Source organism: Methanococcoides burtonii DSM 6242 (assembly GCF_000013725.1).
GTDB lineage: Archaea > Halobacteriota > Methanosarcinia > Methanosarcinales > Methanosarcinaceae > Methanococcoides > Methanococcoides burtonii.
In genome coordinates this window covers 899,495-920,378 of the sequence record NC_007955.1, presented here as the reverse complement: position 1 = coordinate 920,378, position 20,884 = coordinate 899,495, and the positions used below count along the sequence as shown (strand labels likewise).

At 41.0% G+C, this 20,884-nt stretch carries 14 protein-coding genes; 4 read left to right on the top strand and 10 right to left on the bottom strand.

Annotated elements, in window-relative coordinates:
- Positions 1-111: 111 nt before the first annotated feature.
- The 3 genes from MBUR_RS04470 to MBUR_RS04460 form a co-directional block, all read right to left on the bottom strand.
- The gene (locus MBUR_RS04470; RefSeq protein WP_048063240.1) at positions 112-318 is read right to left on the bottom strand and encodes a hypothetical protein; all 207 of its coding nucleotides are present in this window, start codon (positions 316-318) and stop codon (positions 112-114) included.
- Positions 319-477: 159 nt separating this feature from the next.
- On the bottom strand, positions 478-996 hold the full coding sequence (locus tag MBUR_RS04465) for a pentapeptide repeat-containing protein (RefSeq protein WP_048063530.1): 519 nt from the start codon (positions 994-996) through the stop codon (positions 478-480).
- 147 nt (positions 997-1,143) lie between these two features.
- Entirely contained in the window at positions 1,144-2,625 is a 1,482-nt protein-coding gene (locus MBUR_RS04460; protein ID WP_011498970.1) for an IS66-like element ISMbu5 family transposase, read from the bottom strand.
- Between the two features lie 631 nt (positions 2,626-3,256).
- On the opposite strand from MBUR_RS04460, the gene MBUR_RS04450 reads away from it, so the two are divergent.
- Positions 3,257-9,454 carry a cobaltochelatase subunit CobN gene (locus tag MBUR_RS04450; protein WP_011498969.1) on the top strand — a complete coding sequence of 2,066 codons (6,198 nt, stop codon included), beginning with the start codon at positions 3,257-3,259 and terminating at the stop codon, positions 9,452-9,454.
- Positions 9,455-9,499: 45 nt separating this feature from the next.
- On the opposite strand, the gene MBUR_RS04445 is transcribed toward MBUR_RS04450, so the two are convergent.
- The 7 genes from MBUR_RS04445 to cdhA all read right to left on the bottom strand — a co-directional run bounded on the left by MBUR_RS04445 (position 9,500) and on the right by cdhA (position 18,438).
- Positions 9,500-10,444, bottom strand: a complete 945-nt coding sequence (locus MBUR_RS04445; RefSeq protein WP_011498968.1) for an alpha/beta hydrolase — start codon at positions 10,442-10,444, stop codon at positions 9,500-9,502.
- A gap of 71 nt (positions 10,445-10,515) precedes the next feature.
- Positions 10,516-11,922: an acetyl-CoA decarbonylase/synthase complex subunit gamma gene (acsC, locus tag MBUR_RS04440; RefSeq protein WP_011498967.1), complete on the bottom strand. Its 1,407-nt coding sequence runs from the start codon at positions 11,920-11,922 to the stop codon at positions 10,516-10,518.
- A 3-nt stretch (positions 11,923-11,925) separates the two neighbouring features.
- Positions 11,926-13,245, bottom strand: a complete 1,320-nt coding sequence (gene cdhD, locus MBUR_RS04435; protein ID WP_011498966.1) for a CO dehydrogenase/acetyl-CoA synthase subunit delta — start codon at positions 13,243-13,245, stop codon at positions 11,926-11,928.
- A gap of 40 nt (positions 13,246-13,285) precedes the next feature.
- On the bottom strand, positions 13,286-14,038 hold the full coding sequence (locus MBUR_RS04430; protein WP_011498965.1) for an AAA family ATPase: 753 nt from the start codon (positions 14,036-14,038) through the stop codon (positions 13,286-13,288).
- Between the two features lie 12 nt (positions 14,039-14,050).
- Positions 14,051-15,463, bottom strand: a complete 1,413-nt coding sequence (cdhC, locus tag MBUR_RS04425) for a CO dehydrogenase/CO-methylating acetyl-CoA synthase complex subunit beta (RefSeq protein WP_011498964.1) — start codon at positions 15,461-15,463, stop codon at positions 14,051-14,053.
- 48 nt (positions 15,464-15,511) lie between these two features.
- On the bottom strand, positions 15,512-16,027 hold the full coding sequence (gene cdhB, locus MBUR_RS04420; protein WP_011498963.1) for a CO dehydrogenase/acetyl-CoA synthase complex subunit epsilon: 516 nt from the start codon (positions 16,025-16,027) through the stop codon (positions 15,512-15,514).
- Between the two features lie 2 nt (positions 16,028-16,029).
- The gene (gene cdhA / locus MBUR_RS04415) at positions 16,030-18,438 is read right to left on the bottom strand and encodes a CO dehydrogenase/acetyl-CoA synthase complex subunit alpha (RefSeq protein WP_011498962.1); all 2,409 of its coding nucleotides are present in this window, start codon (positions 18,436-18,438) and stop codon (positions 16,030-16,032) included.
- Between the two features lie 393 nt (positions 18,439-18,831).
- On the opposite strand from cdhA, the gene MBUR_RS04410 reads away from it, so the two are divergent.
- The 3 genes from MBUR_RS04410 to MBUR_RS04400 all read left to right on the top strand — a co-directional run bounded on the left by MBUR_RS04410 (position 18,832) and on the right by MBUR_RS04400 (position 20,878).
- Complete coding sequence (locus MBUR_RS04410) at positions 18,832-19,710, top strand: rhomboid family intramembrane serine protease (RefSeq protein WP_232222064.1); 879 nt, start codon at positions 18,832-18,834, stop codon at positions 19,708-19,710.
- An 86-nt stretch (positions 19,711-19,796) separates the two neighbouring features.
- Positions 19,797-20,129, top strand: coding sequence for a hypothetical protein (locus MBUR_RS04405; RefSeq protein ID WP_011498960.1), 333 nt, complete (start codon positions 19,797-19,799; stop codon positions 20,127-20,129).
- Positions 20,130-20,326: 197 nt separating this feature from the next.
- Positions 20,327-20,878 (top strand): TIGR00288 family NYN domain-containing protein, encoded by a 552-nt coding sequence (locus MBUR_RS04400; protein WP_011498959.1) that lies wholly within the window; start codon positions 20,327-20,329, stop codon positions 20,876-20,878.
- Positions 20,879-20,884 lie beyond the last annotated feature (6 nt).

Genomic DNA, 20,884 nt, shown 5'->3' with positions numbered 1-20,884 from the left:
ATTAGAAGTTTTAAGGACTTACGAAATACAAATGCTGTCTTAATCATATTATCAAGTCCTGACAAGAAGGTGAGAAAGAATCGATCATTCAGCCCTCACCTTTTTGTGTTGTCAGTCTTCGACTTCCAGTGCATTTACTATATCGTTTATATTAAGCTCCCCTTTGACAGCTCTTTTTACCATTGGATAGATATGTGAGCAATCGTCTATCGCTGCCCAACGCTTCTCCCCTACCTGTCGGATGATCTGTTCCATTACCTCTTCACAATCTGTACAATAGGTTTTGTTAGTTTCAACTCCACATACATTGCATTGCATAGTGTTACCCTCCACTATTAACATTGGATTTTGAGGATATGAAGTTTTTGTTTTTTAAAAAGGAGGAGGAATTTATGTGGAAACTCGTGTTTGCTGGCAGTGGTCACATGAAAATAAATACGTGTACACCAAATCATCCAGCCCGAAACTAAATACTATTCAATCCAATTCAATATCAAATCCATTCAAAAGAGAAATCACCTCAGGAACAGAAAATATTGTTTTCCTTAAGAAATTATTATTTGGGTCTATATCATAGTTCTTTGCATTCTTGAACGATGCAAAACTTAAGTTCGTTTTTTGAAAAAGACTGTTCTTAAGATCCGAATTTTCAAAATTCGCATTTGTCAGGTTGGTATTTACAAGATCACAGTCATATATCTGACAATTACTGAAATTCGTGTTTTCTAAATTCAGATGAGAGAACACTGAGAGGGAAATAAATGAGTCTTCAAATCCAACAGTGAGAATGAAGTCATTACATTTCGTAAGGTCAAATCCAAGGATCTTAGAGTTCTTAAATTTAGTGTCCTGGAATCTTGTGTTATCCAGATCTACATTTGATAAATTGCATTCCTCAAAAACACAATCGATGAACTTTGAATTTTTAAAAGATATGCCAGAAAGGTCAATATCCTTAAAAGTTTGAGATTCAAATTCTTTGTTCTGATATTCCATGACCAACAGATATTGTTTCTGCATTATATGCATATCCATTTTGTAGAGAGATCAGAACATCACACTATTAGTTACCTTTATAGTAACTATTCAGCCTACCTATAGTCAATCCTATATGACCAACCTTTACACAAAAAAATTAGAATCTCAAACAATTGTTGGAATAAATGGCATTCCAGCAATTGCATTTCGAATTGCATCCATCACAGGAACCTGATTCTTCTTAACAGTAGAAATGTAACTTCTTACCCGCGAGAAAATTAATGCTCCTTGCATACTTCGGAATGTACCCGATATCTTCTGCTGTACTTTCATCATTCTCACATCCCTTTCTGCAAGATTATTCTCAAATGGAACTTTTAGATCATGCATAAACCTGAGAATATCATTTTTATAACCAATAAACCGATCCAGCAGATTTTTTGCTGTGGTTTGTTTAGTTCTTCCTCGCTTCTTTGATTTGGCTTGAAGTTGAGGATTTTCTTCTATCCCAATATGAATAATCTGGCCGTACCAATCTTCAAACTCTTTAATTCTCTCTGGTTTCATACAACCAGACATTTCTCGGATCTGGTCAACTGACTTTTTGACATCAATAAGTAGAATATTCATAGCTTTTGACCACAATTGATCATCGTTCTCGCTTACACTTGTTAATTCTCGCAATAGATGAGCATTACAGATCGAATGATCACAATCATATTTGTAATATGATTTCCAGAAATCATGAACTACTGTACCATTAAAATTTGGTAAGATTCCCATCACATTCATTGCTTCAGAGCCTCTTTTTTGATGAGGATAATAACATGTCATTTTGTTTGTAGAAGCAACATGTAACCACTGTCGTTTTCCTTCTATCCTCATACCAGTTTCATCACAATTTATCACAGGAGATTCTATTAAGAAGTTCTTGATCTGCTGTTCGAAATCTTCAAGTTTTTCAAAACATGTCTTTTCTGCCCTGGCCAAAGTAGCGGGACTTATTTCACATCCACAAACATCAGCTCGCAATTCACAGCTGCGTTCATAAGGAAGTAATTGATAATCATGTAAGTAGACTGCTAATGATGCAAGACGTAAGCCATATTGCGTGGGTTGTTTAACCTTTTCTGAAAAAGTAGCTTTGTTCTTGCAACCGCAGTGAGGACAGGACTTGATTTCAGCACGATGTTCTGTTACTTGAAGCTTAATGGGAGGTATGTCAAATACTTGCCTTTTTTCATGATCTTTAACTTCTATATCTTCAAGCGATCTTTCACAATTGCTACATTTGTGTACTTTGTGAATTATAACTTCGTCAGGAACATCTACCATTCTGAGAGTAGTTCCAGGATGGTCTTTCTGACCACCTGGTTTCTTTCCACTCTTTTTTCGTCTGCTTTTTGTTTTTGGTTTCTCATTAATAAAAACATCAGTTGAAGGTGGTTTACTGCTGTTTCGGCTGTTTTTTTTGAGTTGCTCTTCCAATTTTTTAACTCGTTCTTCGAGTTCGGTTATTCTGGCAGCTTGTAGTTCTATGATCCTTTGTTGTTCAGCAATGATGTCGTACAATGTAGTGACAAGAGTGACAACTGCTTCGGGACCTTGTTCATAAACTGCTAGGATTTCTTTGCGTTTCGTGTTCATTCACCTCCTGTTTGGCAAAACCAATTGATTTTTTGGGTGTGAACTTAAATAGAATGCTACTACTTACTTTTTTCGTAAAAATCCATGTCAGAAGATGAAATAGATTGAGGTGGGGGGATTTTAGCACGCAAAGGTGGCTGAATAGTTACAATATTTTTAAGAATATTGGACATGAATAAAGTCTAAAACGCAGTAACAGACCAATGATGAATAAGATGACTAACGCAATGCCATCTTATATTATCTTTTAAGATCATATATATAATCCTAAAACTTATATTTATGTACTTTGTACTGTTTGAGTATTGAAAATAGTTAATGCAGATTGTGAATTGGCAAATAGATGATAAAATATAATTTATGATCTATTTTCTTGGTGTGGTACAAATGAGTTATAGAAGACATAGAGAATTCCCTATTTCAGCACTTAGGGAGAATAATTATCTGAAGCTTGAGACGAAACTCTATCGCTATAACACTAACGAAATTGTAAAAGCAGAACGAGCAATGCATACAATAACTTCGTTCTTTTTTAGACCACTTATCAATGCCAATTCATCTCTCTTTTTTCGCAATTTAAGACAAATCAAGTTTATACAAAACAATGAAAACGAATTAATGTGGTGTAGTCATGAAAAATAAAGATACGATATATAAAAAAATCAAATTTATATTAACAGCATTGATGCTTTTGATATTCCTTTGTGGAATGCCGGCAGCAGCTTCTTCCTATGAACTTGTTGCAAACACGACCAGTGATGAGAACGGAAATTTTGTTTTTGAAGGCGTTCCGAATGGAGATTATTCTATTGCTTCTATGAACTACCTATATTCTGCAATGGCTAAAGAGGATATGTGGTTCTGCAACACAAGCAACATAAATATTGAAAGTTCTGATATTGTCATTGATCCAATAATAAACAGACTCGACACTTCAGTAAATGTTGACAAAGTTCTTGGGATGCTTGAAAAAAATGAAATTTCAGGCACTACATTTAAGGAAGGAAGAAAAAGCAATGCTCTCATCAATGCTACTAGCCTTGTTTTAATTTCAGACACGGGAGAATATATTGCAAACACAACCAGTGACCAAAACGGTAGTTTTTGTTTTACAGACATCCCAAATGGGAATTACAATATTGCAGCCCTCAACTATCTTTATTCATCGATGAGCAAAAAAGACATATGGTACACTAATACAACCTCCCTGGAACTAACAAGTTCTGATATTATCATAGACCCTGTGATCAGCAGTACCGATGAAACAGTAGATGTTGATGCAGTTCTTGGACTGCTTGAGAGAAATGCTATCTCAGGTACTACATTTAAAAAAGGAAGAAAAAGCAATACTCCTATCAATGATACCACCCTCGTTTTAATTTCAGACACAGGAGAATATGTTGCAAACACAACCAGTGACCAAAACGGTAGTTTTTGTTTTACAGACATCCCAAATGGGAATTACAATATTGCAGCCCTCAGTTATCTTTATTCATCGATGAGCAAAAAAGACATATGGTACACTAATACAACCTCCCTAGAACTGACAAGCTCTGATATTATCATAAGCCCTGTGATCAGCAGTACAGATGAAACAATAGATGTTGATGCAGTTCTTGGACTTCTTGACAGAAGCGAGATATCAGGATTTACTCTTCAAAAAGGAAGAAGGTTAAATACTCCTGTAAATGACACAATTGTTATCCTGTTAAAAGAGAAAAATGGTTTACTAGTACCAACTGCTAATTTTTCGATAAACAATGCATCTGGCAATTGTCCGTTGACAGTTGAATTCACCGATCTGTCTGAAAATGCTACTTCATGGCACTGGGATTTCGGTGACGGCTCCAATTCAACAGACCAAAAACCCATACATGTCTATGATAGCGTTGGATCATTTTGTGTAAAACTTACTGCAAGTAATGCTCAAAATAGTGATATTGAGAGGAAGATCGATCTTGTAACCAGTTATTTGCCAGAGGAAAATAAAACAAAAAGTATGTTATTCCTTGTTCTTGGTGCTGAAGAAACGTACATGACAAAGCAAGCTGTCAAAGATATGGGAATGGAAGACTATGTCGATGTTTATGGCAGTTATCGTGAGAACAGGGTGGAAATATTCTACTCACCATTTGAAGAAAATATCAGCATGGAAAAGTATGATGTAGTTTTCGTTAGCTGGAAAGGTGGTATGAGTTTCTTAGGCACAAACCTCAAACCTCAGATATGTGAAATGATCAATGAGTCCAAAACAGGGACATTCGTATATGACCAGAACTTTGACCTTGATGAACTCAGCACTATAGAATACATTAACCATACAGAACATCCATATCTTGAAGATTACTGGATGGAACAATATGACAATAACATCATTCGCTTGATAACATATCTATCAGTAGTTGATCTCTCAGCCCCGTTCACAGAATATAATGGAATGATCAGGATCGAAGAACCATCGATAACACCAACCAATGGTATTGTTCACCCTGATGCAGGTTATGAAATATTCGATGACCTGGTATCTTATCTTGAATGGTACTGCGAGGATGATGGAAAACACCATATCTATAACCCTGAGAACTATACTGTCGGTATAACCTTCTTTGAAGGACATGATGGTGATCTGTGTGACGGCGTTACCGAAGCACTCATCAATGAACTTGAATCAAGAGGAATAAATGTAATACCAACATTCCGCCCAGCCGTCATTTACGAGCTGGATGATGCTGAAATCTACTTCAAAGCAGATAATGAATGGAAAGCTGATGCATTCATTGATGTTGGTATGGGTGTTTCAAGTATGTCCTCTTTCGTATGGCAGAACGAAGCACTTCAGGAAATGGGAGTACCTGTGATCAATGGTATCCAATATCAGGGCACTATCGAAGAATGGGAGAATTCTGTAAGTGGCCAGGATGGAAGATTCCAATATCAGATCCCGATCATGGAGATCGGTGGTGAGATCGAGTCCATTGTAATCGGAGGTAAAGAATATGATGAAGATATGGAAGCCTGGACTTTCCAACCGATCGATTATCAAATGAAATGGATGGTAGACCGTACAGTTGGCTGGATCGATCTTCAACACATCAAGAACAAAGACAAGAGAGTTGCCATAATTTATTACAACCATGGTAAACAGGGTGCTATGGTAGCTGCAAATCTTGATGTTGCACCAAGCATACCTAACATGCTGACTGCAATGAAAGGGGACGGCTATGATCTGGACGGAAAAGACATCAATCGATCTGAATTTATTGAACTTGTACTTCAACAGGGCAGAAATGTTGGAGTTTGGGCCCCTGGTGAATTAAATTACATGGTCGAGAACTATGATGTTGAACTTTTACCTGTGGAAACATATCTTGAATGGTTCGAAGATATAGAACCTGCTGCACGCCAGAGTGTAATTGGCACATGGGGCGAAGCTCCTGGAAAGGGTATGGTCTATGAGAACGAATCAGGTAAATACTTTGTATTCCCGAAGATCGAAGTTGGAAACGTGCTCATTGCACCACAACCTCCAAGAGGTCTTACGATCAACGATACAATGCTCTATCACGACCAGTCAGTCCCACCATCACACAATTACATTGCATTTTATCTTTGGTTGAACAAAGAACAAAATGAAGGTGGTTTTGACACAGATGCAGTTGTCCATTTCGGAAGACACGGTTCCGAGGAATGGTTGCAGGGTAAAGGAGTAGGACTTTCTGTTAAAGAATGCTGGCCAGCTCTCCTTATTCAGGATATGCCTGTGATCTACCTATATGATGTTGGCGGTATCGGAGAAGGTATTACTGCAAAAAGAAGAGGTAATGCCGTCATGGTGGACCATCTTACTGCACCAGTAATTAATTCAGGATTATACGGAAACTTAACACAGCTTCACGATGCAATGCATAATTATGAAGAAGCGGAAGGTTCTCTAAAACAGGAATACAAAAGATCAATAATTAACTATTACGAAGATCTTAATCTTGAACATGAACTTGGAAATTCATCAGATGATCTCTCTGCAATGGAAAATGAAACGTTCGAGAATTTCGTATTACATGGACCTGTTCATGATTATCTGCATGAGATAGCATCTTCATACATGCCTTACGGCCTTCACATACTTGGCGAGGACATGAGCGAAGAAGGACTTACTGCAATGGTCAAGTCAATGCTCGGAAATGACTTTAGGAAGCATGTTAATGCAACCGGTCTCTGTGAAGATCCCGATATGTTGAGCCCTGCTCATTCGCCGAATGTTCTGGATGAAATACTAACAAAGGTTCTGATCAATGGAACTGAACCAATGGACGTTGTTATCGATCAATTTAATATAGACTACACATATGGACATTATTACTCAACTGTTCTTTCCAATACATCAGGATCTTATGATGCTGAATTTGTGAAAGATGGTAAATATACTATCTATGCGTTCAAAGAAGTTTCAGATGGATGGATAACCGGAAAAGACTATACAACTATTCAGAATGGAGAAACTATTGGTAATATCGGCATAACACTTTCAAAGAATGCAACAGGAACAACAGACTCAGAACTTGAATATGTTCTGAATATGCTTAATGATGTGCCTTCAATTGGAAGTGGGGCTGGTGTAATCTCTGGACAAACCCGTTATCCGGGAATGGATGGAAGTATCAAAGCCAGAATAAATTCCACGGTGGTCTTACAAAGAGATGGTAAGGCTATAGATATGTGTGTCACTGGTGATGATGCAAACTATACTTTTACAGATATTCCTAATGGTGAATATGTAATAGCTTCTATCTATCAAAGTATGATCAGTGGAAGCTGGTACTTTGATTCTGAGAACATAGAGATAACTGAGAATGGATCAAGTAATGTCATACTGGAAATGGAAAAGGACAATACTAATGCTCAGGCTATTATTTCACTACTTGGAGAAGTTTCCGGTACAACGATCATGAATGGATCATTAGTAGCTGAAGACGGATGTAATGTTGTTATTATAACACGTCTTACTGATGTTCAATTAACTGTTGCTAACGATCTTTATGCTGCACTGGACTATTCTAATGCATTAAAGGAGTGTAAAGATGCTGAGATCAATGGTATGATCGATGCACTTAATGGTAAATACATTCCACCGGCATTAGGTGATGATCCTACAAGAAGTCCCGATGAAGTATTGCCTACAGGAAAGAACTTCTACGCATTTAACCCGAATATAGTCCCTACAAAAGAATCATGGGAAGTAGGAAAACAACTTGTTGATGACTTCCTGAATGAATGGAAGGATGGTCATGATGGACAATACCCTGAAAAAGTTGGGTTTGTATTATGGTCTTCCGAATCCATGAGACACAAGGGCGTCATGGAAGCTGAAGTGATGTATCTGCTAGGCGTAGAACCCGACTATAGCTCATCCGGTAAAGTTGAGGGAGTAAAGCTCATTCCTGAAGATGAACTTGGAAGACCCAGGATCGATGTGTTAGTCACTATGACAGGAGTCTACCGCGATAACTGGAAATGGCAGGTTCAGCTTATGGACAGAGCAGTAAGACTTGCAGCAGATGCTGAAAGCAATGCCTATCCTAACTACGTCAACGAACATTCTGAGGCAATATATGATGCTCTAATGGAAACAGAGAACTACACTCCATCTGAAGCCAGAGGGCTTTCAATGTGTAGGCTATTTGGACCGGATGATGGAAGTTGGGGCATCGGTGGCCTAACCAATTCGGTAGATGCAAGTGGTACCTGGACAGAGGAGGAAAAGCTTGCGAACCTATACATCAATTCTATGAGTTACGCATATGGTGATAAGATCTGGGCTTTCAAGGATACGGAAGTCTTCAAAAAGGCACTTGCAGATACTGATGCTGTGTTGTTCAGCAGAAGTGGTAATTCCGGTCGTGGAAGTAGCAGTGTGATATTTGACCATACATACGAGTTCTTCGGCGGATTTGGAATGGCGGTCAGGCATGTTTCAGGCGATACTCCTGACATGTTCATTGTGAACCTGAAAGATCCAGCTCAGGCAATGACGGAAACACTTGGTGCTTTCCTTTCAAGGGACCTGCGTTCAACGTACTGGAATCCGACCTGGATCGAAGGTATGATGGAACATGGATATGTAGGAGCCAGTGAAATTGATCGGATGCTGGAAGATTTCTGGGGGCTTAATGTAATGCTGCCAGATGAAATAAATAATGATATGTGGAACGAGTTCTATAATATTTACGAAAATGATAAGTATGAACTTGGACTGGATGAATGGTTCCAATCTGAGAATAGCTGGGCAAAGCAATCAATGGAAGCAAGGATGATCGAAGCTATTCGCAAAGGATATTGGGATGCACCGGATGAAGTTCTGAAAACACTTGCTCAAAAGTATCAGGAGTCAGTTGTTGAAAATGGTGTTTCATGCTGTCATCACACCTGTGGGAATCCACTTTTGCATGAGTATGTTAAGGGACTTGCTTCCGTTACAGGATATACGGATGTTGTTGATGCTGCTACAAAAACGACTACCCTTTCCGAAGTAACTGAGACAAGATCAAAATCAGGAAGTGGAACGAAAACTGAAGCAAAGATTGTAGACACAAGCACCGGAAACCAGACACAATCAATGGATGGAGGTGTCGGTTCTGATATGACAAATGATCCAAAGGCAAAGCAGTCAGTGGATGATAACTATGTTGAAGGTTATGAGATGACAAAAGAGAAAAATATTGATACTGAACCTTCTTCCAGTGGTTTTTCAGGAGCTGATATGCTTGGAACGGCCATTGTATTCCTTGTAGTAGGAATCATATTCTATGGTTTCCGCAGAAGGGGGTTCTAAAATAAGAACATCATGGCATCCTTAAACAGATGCCAAATTCATTTTTTATTCAAATATCAGTTCAAGTCCTTCTTTAAGATCCGGATGCATCAGACCGGTATAACCGTGACTTGTGCTGTCAATGGTTACAAATGACTTAGGTTCTTCTGCTTTTTTAAATGTTAACTGTGCTGAACCATAAGAGATCACACTGTCATTAATTGAATGCAGCATCACAAATGGACGTGGTGATATTTCCACAAGGTAATTGTCGGGGTCTATCGACCTGAAGAATTCGTAAGCTAATTTATCGGTAACCTGAGCAGGATCAATAGCAGAAGAATCGTATCCACAGGTGCTGATGGCGATAACTCCGGAAAGGGAATCATCAAGTGCTGTTGCGATAATGGCAGGTCTGCCTCCATTGCTTGAACCCAGCATTGCTACCTTTGATGCATCTATCTCCGGCTGATCCCTCAGCACATCAGAAGCTTTTAAAGCATCATAGATTATGAGGTACTGAACCGACTCAACACCTGTCTTGAACATCTCAATATCCGAGTCGAGATCAATTGCCCCAAGATCCCGCTGGTCAATTATGATCGAGGCATAGCCCATATCAGCAAGTATTACTGATAGACCATGTTCGTTCTCTTTTGTGACTCCAGCACCCGGAAGTACAACTATAGCCGGAATCTGCGAATCGGTTGTTGTTCTTGGAATTGTCAAAAGTGAAGGAACAATTCTGCTCCTGCTCGTATATTCGATTGTGCTGACAGTGTAGTTCGAATTAGAGTCGTCGATATCAATAATAGAATATTGGATAGCATCACGTTCCGGATACGAGAGCAGGCCCTCTTCAGTAACTGACCACTCATCATCTTGGTTAAATATTATCCCGAAAAGACCTGAGAGGATCAAGAGTATGCCAATGACCAATACAAGGTTATTGCTTTTCAGGATCCTTTTCATTTTCAAAGCGTCTTTCTTCTTCGATCTGTTCTTAGCCATGGCTAAAGGAACAGTGGTGAAATAAAAAAAGATTTCCGTGTCAGGTATAGACACGGAGGATATAGATAGAATTATTTCTGTGGTGGCCAGTTCTGTTCCATCCAGCCAGGCAACCTGCCTGAATCTGCCGGACCGATCATTACTCCTGCACCGGTCTCGTCTTCCACATCGCCCTGCAGACGTGCTGCAAGTCCAGGAAGCACAATGACCTTATGGGTCAGCTTTTCCATATCAAAGCCTGCATCATCAAGTCCTTTCTTGATCTTTGCGGCTGTAAGCTGTCCTCCTGCCACAGCAGCCTCTACACCGATACCATCAGTGTCGATAGCTGTGAGGTAACAGTCCACACCATTAGATGAAAGGTCACTCTCAACTGTGTAGTATGTGAGTGCGAAGTTGGTGGTTACAAGCAAGGGTGAATCTGCCGTTGGTGAACCGATCTCATAGACTGCAGGATCGACCGTAACAGGCTTCCTTGGGTCAGTGTACATCGTATCACGTATATGCAACTGTGGCATCAGTGCATAAGGTTCGATGCTATGCATGATCATGATATCACCGTACTTGATAGTGAATATGGAAGCTACAACGGTTTCCCAGTATGATGCGCTTACTTCGTCATCATGTGCCATCCACGCTGTGAACGGAACTGCCATGATCGGGAATGCGATATCACGGTCACCATTGATGCTTGCTCTTCTGATCTTCAGGAAATTGTTGAGGGTCGTCTTAAGACCTTTTCCTGTTGGGAATGTTCCCGGATCGAGTACAACATCTTCAATGGCATTGTCTGCAAAGGTCTTTGCCATTGACTTGAGAAGATCAAGGTCATTTGGTGCAAAGACAGTTACAGGGACATTGAATTCCTGTGCCAGAGCTGCGACTTCCTGCCAGTTATCCTTGTTAGCTGCATAAAGAAGCGGCCTTTTTTCAGCTGCAACCTCAAGGCCTGCCCTTAGAACAGCAGGCTCGAACGAGCAGAGGATCATTGGGAACTCAGTGGTCTCCATTACCTTCTTTACAGTCGCTGCGAACTTTTCAGGGTCATTTGATACACTGCGGACAGCTATCATGTCAAGGGTGAGGTAATCACCGACATAGAACTTCTTGAAATCCTGTATCTTATTTACTCTTTCAACAAGGTCAGTCTCTTCCATGGTGTCCCAGACATCATAGGCAAGAGCTGTCTTGTTGAAGAAAGTAAGCTTATGACGATGCAATACATCGTCTCCACCGATACTGATAGCGTTATCTCCGACACCGATGACAACTTCCCTTATCTCAGGAGCAAGGAGAGTTACAAGTTCATCATATTTCTTCTTGTATTTGCTCTCATTGACAAGAGGTGTACAATCGGTTGCTTTTAATGATCTGTCGATAAGATGGGAAGCAAATGCCATGCAGGATGTTTCACCACATTCACCACAGTTAGTTCCAGGAAGGAACTTGTATGCTTCAAGAGGGCTGTTTATTTTCATTTATCACACCTCCGCTCCGATCCACTTAGTGATATCGATCTCTTCTGCCTCAATTGAACCATAGAGTGTTTGTGTTATTTCTTTGAGCACCTGAACGGATGTTGGGTGCATCATCATGAACATATCATTACCTGCAAGTGAAAGTGTCAGACCTGTGATGATCTCCCAAATAGGACCTCTGTACTCACGTGGACCCCAATCAGAATCCTGTTTGAGTGGAGATTCCTTCATCCATGATTCACGTGCACCCCATGCATTGGTAGTACCAGAAGACATTGGGAATGTCAGTTCATCATCGCCCATAAGACCTGCAAGTCGAATACGTTCCATGTTAGTGTATGCGTAATCAAGACCATAACCAAGCGCTGCTGTGGTTGGGTCCATGACAATGCTATCCCTTGGGACATTACACTGTTTCATGAGCTTTCTGTTAAGTTCTTTTTGTGCATTGATCTCAAGCTGGGTCCATGAAAGTACTGCATGACCGTGGTCAGTAGCAGCTTTTGCAACTCTTTCATAATCAAGGTTTAGACTTGCAGATGCTAAGAGAACACGTTCCCCCTCTGCAACTTCAGCTGCCCTTTCGAGAACTTCAGGATCTTTCTTAGGGTTACCTGAACCACCGATGACAATAGGTACCTTGACCGCCTGAAGAACATCCTCTACGACCTTTGCAGCTTCCCTTGCCGGAGTATCGTTGATGAGTGGATCTGTTGAGATAAGGTGAATTGTTACCATATCTGCATTGAAGTCCTTTACGACCTTCTTTGCCCATTCGGCAGGATCGTTGATAACATCACCATAGTTCTCTTTGACAGATTTTGCCATGCTTATCGGCATGTCAAAAACATCCATTGTAACATAATTACGGTGTGGCATTTCTGCATCAAAGTAATAAGGAAGTGCATTTTCTCCACCAAGAGTTACAGTGCTCTTACGGGAACCGCCATCTGCTGATGTTGCACCAAGGGTAACTTCCTGAATAGGTGTTGCCCATTCGCTCATCTTTGAGACATCGAATTTAGCAGGAAGGAGTTCTGGTATCCTTGATGCACCTGCAACAGGTGCCTGCTGTGGAACTCCGCCCATTGATGCTGCGAAAAGCTGGTCAACAGGGTATCCTAACATTCGTGCAATATTAGCAACATGCATTGATATCTGAGCAGCTTCGTGCCCAAGTGCGTAGGCTATTGCAGGATTTAATCCGCCGCCTCCGGAAATATCGAGCTCGATGTCACCTTCAATTGTCACTCCTTCGAGTGACTGGACATCGAGGTCTTTAAGAATATCAGTAAGACCTGATAATTTCATCTTGTTTGACATATGAATTCACCATTTTACTTATGTGAAATAATGACAGTGATCAAAGACCAAGTTTCTTTGCGATCTTATCAACTTCCTGAACTGCAACGGAATCGTCAGGAAGATCAAAAAGAGGGATCCCTTTGAGGTCTCTTTCCGCAATGATACTATCCATTGGAACTGTTCCTATCAATTCAAGGTTCAGTCCTTCTGCTGTGCTCTTGATCTCGGCCCTATTTGCATCTGTGACCTTATTCGCAACAACGACTATATTCTTTATGTTGGTGTCAAGTTCCTCAGTCAGATCCCTTATTCGTTCTGCTGTACGCAGTCCGCGTCTTGAACCATCTGTAACGACAATAAGCTCATCAACGTCCCTGATCATTTTACGGCTAAAATGCTCAAGTCCGGCTTCGGTATCGATGATAACAACATCATAGTTCTTGACAAGCTTGTCCATTATACCACGAAGCAGATTGTTCACATAGCAGTAACAACCAGAACCTTCTGGACGACCCATTACAATAAGATCGTACTTTGGCATTTCCTCCAGAACCTCATAGAGCTTGGATTCAAAAATAGACTGTTTATTCACATCAGGAGGAAGATTATCTCTCTCATCCTGCATGAACTGCTTCATGTCACCAACTGTCTTTGACACTTCACAACCAAGTGTTTCCGGTAAATTTGTATCCGGATCAGCATCGATTGCAAGGACAACCTTATTAGTCTTTGTAAGATGGCGAATGAGAAGACTGGTTATAGCAGTCTTCCCTGTTCCACCCTTACCTGTTAATGCTATAACTTTTGTCACAGAAAACCTCGTTTACTCCTTTTTCTGAATGATCACTTTCTCAATGCTCACTTTAGCATTCTTAAGAATTATCTTAACGCCACCAGTACCTGATGAAGATGGCATCATCATTGGCATACCCTGCATTGGCATAGTGTTCTGCATCGTTGGAGGTGCTGCGAACATTGTTGCTTCCTGAACTTCCTCTTCAGCTTCTGGTTCTTCCTCAGCTTCTTCTTCCCATCTCTGAACGATAGGATGATCCTTCTCAGTAAGGAAGTTCTTAAGGGAATCAAGGTCTGAAGCATCTTCTTCGGTTGCAACCTTATCTGCAATATTAGCTGGAATGTCAGCTAATACCCGGTCTTTCAGATGCTTTGGCATCCATACAACCCGGTCCCAGCCACCATCTGCCTGAATGAACTTTGGTGACCTGAAATAGTTGATACCAATACCAAGGAAACCAACAACCTGCTTTCCACCGCCAGTCTGACCAGCCATTGTTGAAAATGGAAGACCATTTGGTGCAACACCTGTAAAGTCTCTGTCAACCCATCCGATACCATCTACCTCAGGGATATAGAAACCTACTACCTCGAAACAGCCACATGATGTATGTGGATATTCGAAGAAGGAGTGAAGGTTGATACGATCATATTCACCGCTTGAGAGTGATTTTGCAAGATCATTAACACCGGAATACTCACCAGCTACTGCATTGATCGTATCACCTTTAGGAATAGCGAACTGCGGACCTTCAGGGTCAACCTTTGCAGCTGCACGACCATCGAACCAGTTGATAGCACCACAGAGTGATATCCTGTCCGGTGTGATCACACAAACGTTAGAAGGAGCAAATGATTGACAGAGGGTACATCCGTAGAAGGTGTCAACATCCTCATCGTGGAGGTCACGTGTCCTGTCATCCCTTGACTTGTAGATGGCCTTTACATTATCCATCTCTTTCTCGATCTCAGCGAGATCTGTTATGTAGACAGCTTCGACCTTCTCTATGAATGGAAGCTCGTTCTTGAACAGCATCATAACGGCCTGAGCAATAGGCTCAAAGGAAGTAAGACCTTTTGCCACAGCATCCTTGCTTACACGGATCCATACATCATATCTCTGGTTCAAATGCATTAAACCCTGAATGTAGTTCTGGAAATCGTGGTTCCTACGCTCTACAATAGACTCAAGGTCTTCTTCTACAAGTTCCCCTGCGATCTTGTAGATCATTGCGAACGGGTGTCTTGAGCCTTCTTCCATTTCAGAAATATCGGGACCGATAAGTGTGAACTTACCGTCCTCGATCTCATCCATTGAAGTAGCTCTTACAAGCTCATAACCTTTCGATTTCGGTCCTGAGAGCTCAACGTGCATGCCGTCTTTCCTAATCCTCTCCCCTTCGAACATCGGTGAGATCTCGAAAGGATATTCGTCTGCCATATTTTGTCCTCCGTAATATAGTCAAAGTATTCGTGATAATGTATCAGATCATAAGTTATCTATAAGTTCATCCAGCGCTTCAATATGTACAGCAGGAGTTATGTTTCCAAAGGACATAGTAGCGTTCTGAATATACTCTCTTTCGATCGCGATCGACTTAAGTTTTGAAAAGCTTTTCAAACCGGAAAGTACCTGATCGATATAGTATTTAAAATGCCCCAGTACGATGATAGTATCATACTGGCCCTTACCATCAAGACCGGTCCAGTTAGGATCACAAAGATAGGTTGCCAGTGCATGTACATTGATATATTTTGCATTAACACCCTGATCGACAAGACCACTCATGGAGTGACCGGTAGCAGCTACCGGCAGATCTGCTTTCTTTGCGATCTCGATGGAACGTTTCAACAACTCTTCATCCTTGAGTATCTGTGATCCAACAATGAACAAAGGACGCTTTGCCTTTGATATCATCTTTCCGGCAACATCTGGCTGCACTGCCTTTGAGCTCTTGCAACCATATGTGCAATGTATCTGAGTATTCTTAATGACATCAACCATGATTAAGCCTCCTTACAAAGTCTCTTGAGGTTTGTCGGCTGTGCTGAAACATCGGATTTCATCGTTGGTCCTGAAAGGATCTTCTTTCTCTTCCAGTCGATCTCCCAACCATGCTCCTCTTCCAGTATCTTAAGCAGTTTTTCACGCTTTGCAAGAGGAAGATCGGTCTCAGTTCTGACGAACTTGTACCAATCCTCTGGCATGATACCAAGATATTTCTGGCTGAGCTCCATGTAATGCGTCAGCTTGATCATCCTGCCCATGTTGTTGTCACTTGGACGGATGCAGCTCTTCGCAAGCATAGGCATCATTTCCTCAACTGTCTCTGCGGTTGTAAGCAGATAGTCCGGAGCTGCAGGGATCTGCATCTCACTGCCATTTCTCGCATCGTAAACCTTCCACTTTTCTTCCTCATATGGCTTTGCAATAAGTGCCCTGCGGTACTTTGAGCCATGCGGACCGAGAATGACCGGAATACCAAGCCTTGAGCAGCCTGTTCCGATGGATGCTGCCTTCTGGGAATATGCACCCCATGCAACACCAACAGCACCAACACGATTGAGTGTGTAATCTGCGATTTCTTCGTAGTTTCCGGAGATGTTCTTCTGTGCAAAGATGGATGCGACCTTGATTACCGCACCTGTAATATGTGCGTTAGATACACATGACCCTGTGTTAAGCAGACCTCCACTCTTGAACCTTGAAGGATACTTCTCATAAAGGGTCAGTCCGTCTTCGCCCTTGTACATACCAAGGTCCATTGCAGAACAACCTGAGACCACAACAATGTAACTCCTTCTGAGCATCTCATCTGCGATCGTGAAAAGGTCTTTCGTACCATCCGGATAGTTGGAACATCCGACCAGTGCAACAATACCCGGAGTTGTTCCGAGTACGAGGTTGACTCCCTCTTCCCTGATCTCTGGGTCACTGATAGGCCCTCTACCGACACGAACCTTCCCAACCTCTTCGCTTATAACACGCTGTGAGGACTTTTCGATAACATTGACGATATCAATATCCTTTGGACATGCATATTCGCAACGACCACATGCGATACATTTGTCATGTAGCAGCTCGAACTTTGAAAGGTCACCTTCGCTCAGAGCGGTCATTGCCTCGCTGATAGGCAGGCTATTAGGACATGCAACTTCACATTTAAGACAGTGAACACAACTGTCTGCAAGCTCCTTGAGCTCTTCATCTGTTGGAAGTGCCTTGATGCCCTTCTGCTTCCTTATCTCGGACATCATCATAGTAAGACGAGGTGCAAGTTCTCCAAGCTTCACGTAATCGAACATTAAAGCGCCTTTTTCCTTTCCGGTAGTAAGGTCTTCGAGGATGTCCTCAATACTATCATTGGAGCGATCTTTAAGTCCATACATGACTTTATCATTTGTCGTGATAACAGGTATCATGAGCTTACTTGCTTCTTTGAGGACATCGGCCCTTATACACTGTTCATCGACAATGATAACATCAGGTATCCCTGATCTGATGGTCTTAAGTTCTTTTGCAAGAGTGCCAACGACCTTTGCCCTTGGAAGGGTTCTGTCGCCGGTCTTGTAACGAGTCATATCAAGAGCGGTACAACAAAGCCCACCAAGCTCGATCTTATCGTTAAGACCCTTGTCTTCCATATAATCGATGATATCAGTGACTGCTGCAACGTTGTGCCCGATGACTATCAAAGTAGGCTTTGAAGCATCCAGACATCCCATACCAATGTCTGCAAGGGGTGCCTCTTCATCTGATTTAGGGAAGTCAAGACAGGATATCTGTGCAATATCTGAGATCTCCATACCAACATGATCGATCATACCGCCATGAAGTGCTTTCGACTCAAAGTCAATTGCTGCTCCTTCCTGACCTACATGAATAGCTGCAAGCAACTGTGTGATCTGTTCTTCGACATAGCTGAGAACAGAATCAAGATCACCAAGTGTCTTTGGCTGTACCCCTGTGACAAGCTGGACATTTGGAGCTATAATATTAGTAGCACCAACATCAAGTGGATGGTCCTTACCATACAGACCGATCAAATGGTGAAGGAGATGTCTTCCGTGTCCTGAATGTGCTGCTGCTCCTGTGATCACACGCAGCATGAACTCACGTGCATTATGGCCTTCCAGGTTGATACCACAGGCACCTTCTTTATTTCCACTAAGGTCACATGGTCCGAAAGTACAGTAACAACACTGGTCACACATTGGAGTATAAACTGGATTGTACCTGTCAAGAATATTATGGTCCCAATCCCTCAGTGATGAAACTCCGGGCTTGACCGTTGGCCCCATCTCAACATCAATGTCATCTGATTGTTTTTCAATAGCACCTACAATGTTATTGATGGTGATCTGAACATTATCAAGGTCGCTGATAGAAAATCTACCTGTAGTTAGCTCACTCATATATTTTATGCCCTCCTGGATTTAACTTCTTATAGTTAGACTGGAATATTAGACTATTTTCCAAGTGTTACGAATTGAATAAAACTTAATAAACACATAGCAGTCTTTGGACTGTTGGATGTAGTATGCAAAACCAATATATAAGCATTTTGGCAATTTATCATGATTATACCAGATAAATTATTTGGTTTGTTTACACCGTTACACAAATGAAATAATGACCTTCTTGCATACCACGCATAAAAGCATTGGCCTGATTTAAATTATCGAACTATCGGAATGTAAAAGTGTTGCTTTATTTGGACATAACGAATCAATTATTGGAAATCATTTTATTAGATAGCAGATATTAACTTAATGAATACACTCCAATATAGTGTTTGGGAGGATACCTTGGATAATAAATGCTGGATATGTGGTAAACAAGAACCTATGATGTTCACCTGTCGCTTTTGTGGAAAATCGTATTGTTCAGATCACCGACTTCCTGAAAGACATGCATGCACAGGACTTGACAGGGATACCGGACAATACAATGATCATTCTGATAATAATTACCGCAGTGATCATAACAGTTCGGGACAAGTGCCCGGTACCAACATGGATGAACTCGTGAAGAACATGATGAAAGAAGCGGCAAAGACCGCAGCAAAAGGGGCCGCATCCCAAGCTGCCCGCAGGACACGTTCATCAATAAAGACAAGCCCCTCGATGGCGATCATATTCATTTGCATCGTTTCGTTCTTCCTGAAAATTATTCCGGGCTATGTAGCATCATTCCAGCTACTGCCAAGCCTGATGTTCTTAAAACCATGGACGCTTATCACACACATGTTCCTTCATGCCAGTTTCGGACACCTGTTCTTTAATATGCTGGTTTTGTTCTTCTTTGGCAGAGAACTTGAAAAACGTATAGGAAAAGACCTTTTCCTTTATGTATATTTCATATCAGGAATAATTGCAGCACTCGGATATTCAATAACCAGTGCAAACAATGTCCCGATCATAGGGGCTAGCGGTGCGATCATGGGAGTATTTGCAGCACTTACAATACTTGCACCAAACATGGAAGTATATGTGTATTTCATCCCGATGAAAATAAAATACGCACTCTTATTGTTCGTACTTCTTGACTTTATGCTATTGAATGCAAATGATATGGTAGCCCACACTGCCCACCTTAGTGGTGTCCTGGTAGGAGTAATCATGGGATACAAGATCAAAAAGACAATTGTACCGCGCAGTCAGAATTCCTACGGTTTTCGAAGGTGATCTGACTGAAAGATAAAAGGTCTCGTCTTGCAAGCTACCGCCCACGACCTGAAAGCGGAGAAGAGATACCCATCCAGTTCATAGAGATGGAGGAAAAACTTGCAGGATGGGCACCTGGATTAAAAAAGACCATATATCTGGACAAGGAGTCAGCATATGATCCTGAAAATCTAAAAAGGGTCAGAGAAGTATTTCTCCTAAAAGTCTATAATTGGTTTCTTGATGGCATCAGTGTTATTGAACTAAAACCAGAAGAAAGGATACAATTTGAAGATATATTGAATGACCATCTCCTTTACGGAGGGGAAATTCGTTACACACGGAAAAAACAAGGCAATAAGATACAAAATTGTTTTTTGCTTGTAGAAGCCCCGATTACTGTCCGTGCAAAAAGAATTGCTCTGGCAGAAATATTATAAAACGGACAGAAAAAATATATATATAATATCCCCTCATTCATTTATTGGGAATTGACTGAGGGATTTTAGCATAGAATTATGTAAATGGGGCTGTATTAGACTGTCAATTAATGTTTGAAAAAAGAAAATATTAATTTGAATGTGGACATGTTTATCGATTTGTATATTTAGTATTCTAAGAAAAGGTTGAGGAAAACATGCAGAATGTTAAAACCGGATTAAACTCCATTGTCAAGTATCTTAGTACAAAGAAGGAAACCGGCAGGAGAAGCATTGGTCTTTTGGTAGATGGTCCTAATGTATTACGCAAGGAATTCAACGTCAACCTTGAAGAGATACGTGATGTACTAAAAGAATACGGCAACGTGAAGATCGGCCGAGTGTTCCTGAACCAGTATGCATCAGATAAACTTGTAGAAGCTATTGAGAACAATGGGTTCGAGCCGATCATCTGCTCCAGTGATGTTGATGTTCGTCTTGCAGTAGAAGGGATGGAACTTGTATATAACCCAACTATCGATACAATAGCACTTGTCACAAGAGATGCTGATTTTAAGCCTCTTCTGAACAAAGCCAACGAGCATGGTAAAGAGACAATATTATTTGGTGTTGAACCCGGATTCTCAACAGCACTTCGAAATTCAGCAGATTATGTGATCATACTTGAGAACAATCAAATGAACTACCATGCTGAAGAAACAACTGAAAATAAGAATGAAAGGAGCTTCTTCAAGCATTCCTTAAACTAAACAGAG